6 protein-coding genes are annotated in these 10,971 nt (G+C 49.1%); 3 read left to right on the top strand and 3 right to left on the bottom strand.

Going from position 1 to position 10,971, the window contains the following annotated elements:
- Positions 1-633 precede the first annotated feature (633 nt).
- Complete coding sequence (locus tag AC2215_RS14105; RefSeq protein ID WP_486810650.1) at positions 634-1,713, top strand: phosphate ABC transporter substrate-binding protein PstS family protein; 1,080 nt, start codon at positions 634-636, stop codon at positions 1,711-1,713.
- On the opposite strand, the gene AC2215_RS14100 is transcribed toward AC2215_RS14105, so the two are convergent.
- From AC2215_RS14100 to AC2215_RS14090, 3 genes are all read right to left on the bottom strand, one after another.
- Positions 1,710-3,152: a dolichyl-phosphate-mannose--protein mannosyltransferase gene (locus tag AC2215_RS14100; RefSeq protein WP_486810649.1), complete on the bottom strand. Its 1,443-nt coding sequence runs from the start codon at positions 3,150-3,152 to the stop codon at positions 1,710-1,712. The two genes, AC2215_RS14105 and AC2215_RS14100, sit on opposite strands and share 4 nt — an antisense overlap.
- Positions 3,153-3,307: 155 nt before the next feature.
- Positions 3,308-4,657 carry an LCP family protein gene (locus AC2215_RS14095; protein ID WP_486810648.1) on the bottom strand — a complete coding sequence of 450 codons (1,350 nt, stop codon included), beginning with the start codon at positions 4,655-4,657 and terminating at the stop codon, positions 3,308-3,310.
- A gap of 236 nt (positions 4,658-4,893) precedes the next feature.
- Positions 4,894-5,613 (bottom strand): class I SAM-dependent methyltransferase, encoded by a 720-nt coding sequence (locus AC2215_RS14090; protein ID WP_486810647.1) that lies wholly within the window; start codon positions 5,611-5,613, stop codon positions 4,894-4,896.
- An 876-nt stretch (positions 5,614-6,489) separates the two neighbouring features.
- Between AC2215_RS14090 and AC2215_RS14085 the strand changes: the two genes are divergently transcribed.
- Together AC2215_RS14085 and AC2215_RS14080 are read left to right on the top strand one after the other, a co-directional pair.
- Positions 6,490-7,053 (top strand): DUF928 domain-containing protein, encoded by a 564-nt coding sequence (locus AC2215_RS14085; protein ID WP_486810646.1) that lies wholly within the window; start codon positions 6,490-6,492, stop codon positions 7,051-7,053.
- Between the two features lie 490 nt (positions 7,054-7,543).
- Complete coding sequence (locus AC2215_RS14080; RefSeq protein WP_486810645.1) at positions 7,544-10,648, top strand: CHASE2 domain-containing protein; 3,105 nt, start codon at positions 7,544-7,546, stop codon at positions 10,646-10,648.
- Positions 10,649-10,971: the final 323 nt, after the last annotated feature.

Here is a 10,971-nt window from a genome sequence, read left to right as displayed (position 1 = left end):
TTTGAGCTTCTAAGTGTGGTAACTTTTCAGCTTATATCATGTTCTACTTCCCTCCTGGCTTAAATTTCAGCCCACAAATTTCACAATTGAGCGATCGCTCAATTGTGGAAGAGCTACAGGGTAAGTGTTTTAGTCGAGTGCTCTAGCTCCCCATCCAGTTCGTGCTTCCCAAAAACGATCGGGATTCTCCCGAGTGCTTGAAATCATTGTACTGAGGCATATTCGGGCTTCTTAGTTTTGTCAGTCAATCAGCCACGGTGGCTGAAGCTCTTGTAGACTTGCTCCCGAAATTGAACAAGTTGGTTGATACAATCTGGAATATTCATCGGCAATAGGTTGAGCGTTTTCACTTTGCTCAATTTCCCCTATTGCCGCTTCCTTTGGCTACCCCCCCTCCCATAGAGTTGTCCAAAGTCCAATCACTTGAACCGGAATCGTCAGTTATTAGACCTGGAGGAGGAAAAGGGTTAAGGGGGAAAGGGGGAAGAAATTCATGACTGAACCATAGATATGGATTGGATTTTTGATTTTCGCGCCTATGTCTATTTAATAGTCAGTATTTAACCGAACTTGATATAACCTGTTTCTGGTGATTGATAAAAGGAGAAAGAGGCAATGGCGGGATGGAAATGCATGGCGACAGTTGCTTTACTCATCGCGGCTTGTAGTAATCCCGTGGGGTCTGATGCACCCGAAAAGGTTTCTCCACAACCCAAACCGACACAACCCAAACCGACACAAGCCGCAGCCGTTCCATCCCCCACTCCGACATCTTCGCCAACCCCAGAACCAGTCGCAACCAACCTGCCGGAGAAACCCTCTGAGGGCGGAGTTGAGTTACCCAGAGTCGATCCCCTCAAGGTGGAAGGGAATATTAAGATGGCTGGGAGTTCGACGGTGTTTCCCCTTTCCCAACGGATTTACGAACGCTTCATCGAATATGGTTATGCCGGACGCATCAAAATCGATAGCATTGGTTCCAGTGCGGGTTTTCAACTTTTTTGCCAGAAAGGAAAGTCGGATATTGTCAATGCCAGCCGTCCGATTAACGATGCAGAATTACAAACTTGTGCGGCGATCGATCGCCAGCCGATCGAATTTCGGATCGGCACTGATGCGATCGCCGTTGTTGTCAATCGGGAGAATCAATTTATCTCCAATGTGACGTGGGAAGAATTAGCGGCACTTTTTAGCGCGCAAAAGTGGTCGGATGTGAATCCAAACTGGCCCGATGAAGACATAGAACGCTTTGTGCCGGGAGAAGATTCGGGAACCTTTGACTTTTTTGTGAATAAAGTCTTGGATAACGAGAAAGAAAAGCTGTTAGCGGCTCCGAATACGGAGTTAACCGAAGATGATAGCTACATTACCCAAAATATTGCCAGTCGCGTCAATTCCATCGGATTTTTGGGATATGCTTATTACGAAGGAAATCGGGAGACATTAAACGTTTTATCGCTCGAAGGCATCCAACCCAGTGCGGAAGCCGTTGAAAATGGCAATTATTTTCTCGCGCGTCCCCTGCTGATTTATTCGGATGCGAATATTATGCGCAAGAAGCCTCAAGTGGGTGAGTTTATTAACTTTTATTTGAGTCTGGTCGATCGGGAAATCGAAGAGGTGGGATATTTTCCCAGTCAGAGGCAAACCTTGGAGAATTCAAAGCGTCAGTTTCTCGATGCGATCGAACTTGAACAACGAGAGAAAAACTAAATCCAGGATTGTAAAAGCATTCGCAATTGAAATTGCTCGGCAGATAAGGGTAAGCCTAAGTAAATCGGCAACCAAAAAATAAAAGAACAAATGACGATCGAGATAACGCTCGATGCGAAGATTTTACCACCAGGGCGATTGAACCATCGATCGACCAGCCAAGCAAAAGCCAGTACGGAAAAGATAAACGCACTCATATAGAGATATAGGAACGTACATCGACGTACGAGCATCCAAGGGAAGAAATTGGCGGCGTAGTTGATGAGTAAATAAACGATCGTCCAAAACGAGCTGGATAAAGTGACTGGATATTTTTGAATGAAAATTTTAGGTAATATATCGGTCATCAGTCGTAAAATTAGAATCACTATTGCACCGCTACTCAGCCACCACAATATTGGGTTGCCGAGTAAATGAACGTCGTAGATTTCTTCACTTAAATTTGCCGGTAACGAGGGTAAAACTGAATTGACATCGTCGGCGCTCGAACGTTCGTAAAAGTAGGAAACCGAACGCAGCATCAGCGGCCAGGTATACCATCGAGAACAGTATGGATGCACGTCAACTCCCGAACCGACACCCGTGTGATGGTAAGACAAGATTTGTTGATGGACGCTGAAAAAAGTTTCTGTGGTATTAATTTGTAGATGAGGTATCCAGGCTAGCCAATAGACGAGCGCTGGAATGAAGGCAAAATTTAAAATAACGCTCAGAAAATTGATTCTGGAAATTTTTGATAATAAGTTAGAGGGATTTAAACTAAACTGAATTTCAAGAAGATTTATCGATTGTAGAAATTGCGTCAGAATAGCGGTAAAATATATTAAGTAAACTCCTAGCAAAAATCCTAAACCATTCCACTTTACGGAAATTGCAGCCCCAAAGCAAATTCCAGATGAGATCGATAAAAATGCTTTGGTTTTAGGGTTTTTAGTTAAAGATATCAGAAATAGCCACTGACCCAGTAATCCGAAAAATACTAAATAAATATTAATCAGAGCGTATCGAGATTCGACTAAAAAAAAGCCATCGACAGCGCAGAACAATCCAGCGAGAATGGCATAGCGACGACGAGCGCTCAACTGGTAGGCAATCCCTGCCACGATAATGGGAATGCAAGACCCCACCAAAGCATTCATCCAGCGAGAACTGATGGGAGAGAGGACTAGACCGGTTAAATCGTTCGTGGCTTGGGAGGCGATCGGAAAAAAATTTGACAGCCAAATTCCCAAAGCAATGAAATACTTTCCCAAGGGCGGATGAGCGTCGAAAAGTTCCGTCCCGTTCAGGTACTTAACCGCATATTTTGCGTAGTATACCTCGTCAAAAACTAAAGTATTAAATCGTTCCAGACCCCAAAAATGCAAACCGAGGGATAGGAGAAAGATTGAGGCGATCGCAATTTTAAACCCTGGAAGTTTTTTTAGTAATAAGTGCATGAGTGGAGTGTTGGATGTAGAAAAGCCGGGGTCTAAGTTTCCACCTCATAACAATCGATTTTCCCCTTGTTCTTCGATCGATTTCTATCTATTCCCCATTCCCCATTCCCCATTCCCCGTTCCTGTAGGGGTCAACGGCCGTTGACCCGGCGATATCAACGATCGAGCAACCAATCTTCCCCGATCCGAATGGTCACATCCGAATCCAAATCCCCCGTCGACATGGTGACAATTTCGCCAAACCCCAATCGATCTTGCAAAAACTTCGCCCCATTGAGATGACCTTTTTGAACGATGATTTGTGTCTGGCGTTGGGTATCGGGCCAATCTGGGGCGACGTAGGTATCGTCAAATCCAAATCGTTCTAATTCTTCCTGAAAGCGATCGATCGCCGTTTCATCGCCAGTGCTATTCTGAATGGCAATGCGCAACGATGGAGTAGAGGATTCCCAGGCGTTGCGCGATCGCGATCGAATCGGTCTTTCTCGCGGACCGGTTACCTGACCGAAATATGCCTCCACAATGCGATCGCGCCCCGCATCATCAGCAATCCAGTATCCGGTGTCATAATCGAAGGAGTCGCCAAATTCACCGGGCAGCATCACCATTTTCAGCGCCTCGGTTTCCAGTTGCAGACCGAAATTCACCAAGGCCATCATTTCCGGCAAACTCAAATCGGTATCGATATACTTTTGAATCACCCGAATCACCTCTGGCAAGCGCGGCAGTACCGTGGGATTGGTCAATCGCGCTCGAATGGCCGCCATCAATTCCTGCTGTCGCTGCACTCGTCCTACATCCCCATAGGCCCCCTGGCGGAAGCGCGAGAACTGTTCGGCTTGTTCCCCGTTCAGGATTTGCCAGCCGGGAGACAGATCGATTTTCAGTTGCCCGGTGACATCGGTATAGGACATCGCCTCGGGAACGAACACCTCAACCCCCCCCAGCAAATCTACCAATTCCACTAAGGCTGCAGTATCGATGCGCACGTAACGATGGATGGGAACGTCGGCGAGTAAGTATTCGATCGCATCCTTGGCCAAGTCGATGCCGCCATCGTAGTTCGCTGTATTGGCTTTGGCGTACCCCACCCCTGGAACTTCAAGGAGGGTATCGCGGGGAATCGAGAGGAGGCTGGCGGAAGCATCGAGGGGATCGAAACGCAGGAGTAAGATGGTATCGCTGCGGCCAGAAAACCGTTCGGGGGAGTCTTCGGGCACTTCAGGTGGGGGTTCGACTCCCAAAATTAAAATGTGCATCGGTTGGGAGAGTTGGTAGCCGAAGCCGTTATTCCAAGAAAGCTCCGTCTCGACGAAAGATTTGGTCGGTGGAGGAAACATCCACGCGGCAATCGCCCCCAGGGTTGCCGAAGCAATCAGGGCGAGGGTGAGTCCGAAACCCGACCACATCCAACGATTGAGGGTTGTCCCCAATGACGAACTTGCCCCGGATTCGGAGACCCTAGACCGAGATACGTTTGGAGATGCCGAATGTTTTACAGTCACGGGAGATGGTAGGGGAATGGGGTTAGGAACATTTGACTGATACACCGGACGCACCGGACGCGGAGAGAACGAGTATGAATGTGTCAGTCAAGGAGAGAAAAAACACTTCGAGGGAAAATCCCTCAACCGTGAGGGTGTGAGTGAGTGTTTCTTAGGAGAGAGACTCGCTGGGGTGCGAAATGACTTAGAACCTCGCGACGATGTCGTCAGTCGATCGTTTTTGTAAAGTATATCGCTTAAACCGAAACCGATCGAAGCAACACCACAAAATTAGAAACCTTTCCTAAAAATTTGGGCTGATACCAACTCAGATGTAACGTATTGGTTGTGGCACAGGTTTTTGAGACGCGATCGAAGATGCGAACTAAATCAGGTCTCGATAACAAATTCAAGTTTTCTTCTTTTGCCCAAAATTGCAAACCCAGCCCGTTTAAAATTTGCCGGTGTTGGGATTTGGGTAGCCAGTGTAATAGGGGAAGTTTGGTATGAAAATCCAGCCAGTGGTAGCGATTGGGAGTGGTGAGTAAAATGCGATCGGACCATTGTAATAAATCCCGAACGTACTCGATTTGTCGTGTTTGAGAACCGACGTGTTCGATGACGGCAGAGGAAATAAGATAGTCGAACTTCTGGGTGTTGTTAGGAGTGTTCTCGGGGGGAAACGAAAGAATTTTTAAATCGGGGAAAACGGTTTCTAAATTCGCGATATCTTCTGGAGACGTGGCATAAACCCGCGCGCCATCTTCGAGCAACCAGCGAATAAAACAGTTACTATCCGATCGTGATGTATCTGGTGTCGAACCGAAATCGAGGACGGTTTGACCAGCGACGCCACCGGTTTGCTGGATAAACCAATCGTACATCTGTCGGCGAACTTTGAGAGAGGCTTCCATTCGCATTCGATCGAATATTGAAATGCGATCGCCGAAATAGTCAAATTCGCGGGTTTGATTCATCAGTGTTATGTCACAGGTCGATTGAGATCGAAAATAATTTTTATTTCTCGGTTCGGTTTGAACGGGACTCAATCCGATACCGCTCGCGATGCACGCAAAATGCAGAATTAACAATGCTGACTGTGCATAGCTTTCAGCGGTTGAAAACTAGATCGTTATGTGTGCCGCGTTGCACTAGGGGGTTTTCGAGTCGATCGGTCATGACATGGACTTGACGACTATTGCCACCTCAACTGCGACCGAAAGCTTATCTGTTGTGGGTGGGTCGAATCCATACTTCTGACATTACCAGATTTCCTCCCCCCTGAACGGTTACGATGTCAGAGCACTTCGTTCGGGTCTGAACCCCTTTGAATATCAAACACGATTGATGAAATCAACGTTTTCCATGCTCCATTCTCCGTTCCCGAGCCGGAAAAACTTGAAACGAAAAGGGTACGAACCGCAAGACCCCCAAAACGATGGACTTCCCTGCGCAATAGACCTCAAAATTTTGCGACCGGCTTTAGAATTTAGGTGGTATAATTCATCTTGACAAAATCCTGAAAACAAGGTTAAAAATCGATTGCTTTTCAAAGTGATTACTGTGTAACAACCCATGCACGTTCTGCTGGCTTAGGATCTACTTGTCTTGTCAATTTCAGTCAATTAGCGGATGTTAAATCGCGATTTTTTCCCTAGGCTCAAATCGTTCTGATTCCGTAAAGATACTCAGCATTTTGCTTCACTCGAAGTAAAAGCCAGTAGAACTACGGAAGTTACCGGTATCTTTGAGCCAACGGAAAAAGTCATCGAGAATTTAATGGAGAGCTTGGGGGCGTTATAGAAAATGAAACGAGTTGTCATGTGTTCGCAGATTAGGGATGTTCGAGAGCGATGGAATTTAAAAACTCGACCTTCAAAGGCTTAATTTGGATCGCGTTCGGTTGGGCGATGGCTGCCATTTTCTCGACCGGAAAGTGGGTGGGCGCTCAAACCTCCGAATTGACTTCTGTGGGGGAGATCGTCACCTTTCAAGTTTTCGAGCCACCTCCGGGGGAAGGAGAACCCGCACAGACAGCGGGTGGCGGTTCTCGTAATGATGAAACCTGCCTCGAAGAAAGCCAATTTGTGGCCTTAGAACCTGATGCCGATGGTGAAGCGGCTGAAAACTTGCGGATCTTTTCCGTCTACATACCGCCGACTTCAGCAAAGGCTGCCATCGTCCATGTCGAAGATGCCAATCGCAACTCCCTGTATTACGATCGCTTACCCCTAAGTGGCGAACCGGGTATTTTAAGTGTGAGTCTTCCCAAAAATGTCTTGAAAATTGAAGCCGACTCTCGATACTATTGGTCTTTATCGGTAATGTGTGCCGAAGGACTCGATCCCAACGATCCGATTGTCGAAGGATGGCTCGAACCGGGTGAAGAAGAAACACACCCAAACGAAGAACGTTAAGGGAGATTCGATCGAGCTACAATTAAATCGAGTTGAATGCAACTGTCGCCAACCGATCGAATTTTTTGGGTGTAGTGCTACGTCGATTCCGTCAATTATAAAGTGTGTCAAATCCATTGGCGATCGTCTCAATTCCAGTCTAAATTTCCAACGGATGGTGTAAATTCAAGATCGCGTTGCACGGACGCAAAGGATATTGCTTGACCCTGACCCAATAGTTTCGGTCGAACCGTTCCTCTCAAAAAACGATCGATCTCGAGAGATTTGGGTTCTTGGGAAATTCTCCGTGGCTTGAAGAGTGTCCGCACACCAGGGCACAGTGCGACAGAACTGCGATGGATGCAATCGGGAGCCAACATCTACAGCGCTGCGCGCACCCTCGAACGAGGCTAAAGAGGCTGAAAACAAGTCTGTTTGGGACTGGGTGAAATTTTCGGTTTGTTCGATGTGTAACCAGATGTTTCGCGAAGGTATTCGAGATCGAGAATAAATGAAACTTAACTTTCGACCGGGTTTGTGGAGATGGCGCGTTTCGACAGCAATTGCCCTCAGCGTCATGGGAGTGCTTCTGGGCCTAAGGGTCACGGGAATGTTTCAACTTTTGGAGTGGGCAGCGCTCGATTCATTGTTTCGCTTGCGTCCGAACGAACCCCGAGACCCGCGCGTCCTGATCGTTGGGGTAGATGAAGAAGATATATCCCAACTCGGACAATGGCCGATTTCCGATGCAATGCTCGCCCAGGCCCTGAAAAATATTCGCGCCCTCCAACCGAGAGCCATCGGTTTGGATATTTACCGCGATTTGACCGTCGAACCGGGACACGCCGAACTCGTCGAAGTTTTTGAATCGACCCCCAACCTGATCGGCGTGGAAAAATTCTCTGGGGATGCCGTTGCGCCTCCCCCCACCCTCAAAAAACGAGATCGAGTCGCCATCAACGATATCCTCCTCGATGCGGATGGCAAAGTGCGGCGCGGATTGCTCTCCACTCATCGCGACGGTAAAACTCAGCTGAGTTTGGGGGCAATGCTCGGGTTGATGTACCTCGAATCCGAAGGCATAACCCCCACCCAGACCGATAACGGCGCGATCGCATTGGGTCAAGCCAGATTTAGGCGATTTGAACGCAACGATGGCGCATACGTCAGAGCCGATGCAGGGGGCTATCAAATCCTACTCAACTTTCGCGGTCCCCCAGGGCATTTCGATACTGTTTCGTTGCGGGATGTACTCAACGATCGCGTCCCCATCGAAACCATGCGCGATCGCATCGTTGTGATTGGGGTTACCGCCCGCAGTCTGAACGACTTTTTCTACAATCCTTACACCACCCGCAATTCCACTCCCCCGACCGGGGTCGAAATTCACGCTCACCTCGCAAGCAGCATCGTCAGTGCCACCCTCGACAGACGACCTTTGATTAAAACCCTATCTGCTCCGGTCGAGGGACTGTGGCTCTCAATCTGGTGTTGGAGTAGCGCTATGTTTGGATGTTGGGCGGTCCGGCAGAAAAAAGCAGCCATCGGTTCGATATCCGCGATCGCATCCCCGCTCGCGATCGCCTACCTGGCTTTCCTGAGTGGATGGTGGCTACCCGTTGTTTCCCCCGTACTGGGTGCATTGGCTGCGACCGCACTCGCCATCGGCTATACGCTCTGGGACGATTTGAGACGATCGAACCAAGCGTTGGCGACCTACGCCCAAACCTTGGAACGCAAGGTTCGAGAGCGCACGATTGCCCTGGAACGACGGACCTTGGCTTTAGCCGAGAAAACGACGCAGCTAGAAGGACAAGCCACAGAACTGCTCGCCGCTAGAGATGCCGCCGAAGCTGCCAACCGGGCCAAAAGTTCGTTTCTCGCCCACATGAGCCACGAACTGCGCACTCCCCTCAATGCCATCCTCGGATTCAGCCAATTGATGGCGCGCAGTGCCACGCTATCGTCAGAACATCAAGAAAGCGTGCGGATCGTCAACCGCAGTGGAGAGCATTTACTGTCTTTAATTGAAAATGTCTTAGACTTCTCCAAAATTGACGCTGGAAAAATCGACATCCAACCCTCCGATTTCAACCTCTACGGATTACTTGAAGATCTCGAAGAGATGTTCTACCTCCAAGCCCGAAGTAAAGGATTGGCGCTGACCCTTGAGGTGGCTGCCGATGTGCCTGAATCCGTTCGGACTGATAAAGTTAAGTTGCGCCAAATTCTGATTAATACGATCGGCAATAGCATTAAATTCGCCCAAGTCGGTCGCGTGGAGATCGAAGTGAGTGCCAAATACCACGAGGCCCGCGATCGAGATCGGGCGATCGTCTGCATTGCCGTCAACGATACCGGTCCCGGTATCGCCCCCGAGGAAATCGATCGATTGTTTGAACCCTTCATGCAAACCCAAGCCGGTTGCCAAGTCGGTCAAGGAACGGGCTTGGGTTTAGCCATCGTCCGTCAGTTCGTCGAACGCATGGGCGGTCGAGTAACGGTCGAGAGCCAAGTGGGGATAGGAACCCAGTTCTACTTCGAAATTCCCATCGATGTTATTGAGGAGAATACCGGTCTCGAACGAGGCTGCCATCAACGGGTGCTGGCGCTCAAAGAAGAGCAACGATCTCCGCGCATCCTGATCGTCGATGACGGTCGGGAAAATCGCCGCCTGTTGAGCCAAATCCTCGAACCGGTTGGATTTGAGGTGCGAGAAGCCCAACATGGAGCGGAGGCTGTCGCAATTTGGGAGTCTTGGCAACCCCACTTCATTTGGATGGACGTGCGAATGCCGGTCATGGACGGATCGGAAGCCACCCGTGTCATTCGAGCCAAAGAAGAGGCTCGCCATCCCTCGAATGGTAACAGCTCTAAACTCGAACAAACGGCAATTGTCGCTCTGAGTGCCGATGCTCGCCCGGATGTCGACGAACGAATGTTAGCTGTGGGTTGCAATGCCGTCGTTCGCAAACCCCTTCAGGCCGATGAAGCTTTAGACATCATCGCCCGATACTTGGGAGTCGGCTATCAGACCCCAAGAGCGACTCCAACACCAAAAACCGGCATCCCACACACCCAAGCCGCTACGGAAGCCATTTCCCAACCGAACTTCAAGGCATCTTTGACCGAACTTCAAAGCATCTTACCTTCACAATGGTTCGATGAGTTGAACCATGCTGCGATCGCCATCGATAACGAATGGATTTTACAACTACTCGAGCAGATTCCTCCAGAGTTCGCATCCATCGCCCAGCAGATGGAAAAATGGGTGGCAACCTTCCGCTGCGATCGCATCGTAGAATCCCTTGAATTCACTCAGACTGAAGATGCATCTGACCCTCGAGTCGATTCTCGCTCGGAGGCACTGCTACAATCGATGCCTCCAGAATGGGTCGCAAACATTTATTGGTCTGCTGCAACGGGGGATGACTCCCAGCTTTGCCATCTCATCAACCGGATACCCGTACCCAATACCGAACTGACGAAGTTGCTTCTTGATTTAGTTGCAGATTTTCAATTCGAGACGGTGATGGCATTAACAGAATTTGCCGGTCGAGAGCGTCACCCACACAGGGAAAATCGGAGCGTTACTTCTAATATCAAGTTCGGTTAAATGCTGACCATTCCGGTTCAAGTGAGCATCGGGGGCCCGAGGGTGCTTTGGGGGCGTGGGGAACCGTGCGCGAGTGGGTTGCAAGTTTGAGTATTGGTCGGTCATCGGAAACCGTCTAGATCTCGAGAGTCAATCGAGGGATAACACTAAATAACGTCAGTTTTGGATAAGATAGCTTCGGGTGAAGGTGGGGAATGGGGAACGGGGAATGGGGAATGAAGTTCCCAGCTCACTAGCAAGGAAATTCATCCCAGTGCGATCGACTTGCTCTCGAATTTCTAGCCTGCCCGAACATCGCTCGGAGTCAGCATTGGGGTGAGACA

This window comes from Zarconia sp., assembly GCF_057467645.1.
The sequence above is the reverse complement of the archived record's forward strand: the minus strand, read 5'-3'. Positions and strand labels throughout refer to the sequence as shown.